Annotated in this window: 1 pseudogene; it reads right to left on the bottom strand. The window is 78.6% G+C overall.

What is annotated here, in order from left to right:
* Positions 1 to 542 (bottom strand): annotated as a pseudogene (locus tag VR44_RS07780) (hypothetical protein); the annotation flags it as partial.

Below are 542 nucleotides of genomic sequence, written 5' to 3' on the forward strand. Positions count from 1 at the left end.
GCGGTGGGCAGCTCCCAGTAGTCCGGCGAGGCCGGCGGCAGTCCCTCCGCGTCCAGCGAGCCCGCCGTGAAGTCGGCCGCCTTCGCCAGTGCCGGGTACAGCGCCCGCAGCCGCTCGGCCCGGCCCGCCGCGGGCGCCGTCCGGTACCACTGCCAGGCGGCCCAGGGCACCCAGCCGTTGGCGTCCAGCTGCCACCGCCGGTCGTCCGGCGGCCCCGACCCGTCCAGGCGGGTACGGGCCTCCCAGGTGCCGTCCGGCCGCTGGGTCCCGGCGTTGTACCGCAGGATCCGGTAGGCCTCCTCGTCATGGCCCGTGTGCGCGAACGCGGCGGCCGCGAAGGCCGAGTCCCGCGGCCAGGAGAAGTCCCAGAACGGGTACCAGGCCGCGGCGAAGGCCCCATTGGGCCGCAGCAGCGCCCGCATCGACAGCAGCGCCCGCTCGGCACCCTCCCGCCGGGCCCCCGAGCCGCCCGGGACCGTCCCCGAGGCCAGCCAGCGCCGGGACTCGGCGACCTGCGCGAGCGCCGCGGGGTCGTCCGCCCC

It is taken from the genome of Streptomyces katrae, assembly GCF_000966975.1.
Lineage (GTDB): Bacteria > Actinomycetota > Actinomycetes > Streptomycetales > Streptomycetaceae > Streptomyces > Streptomyces katrae.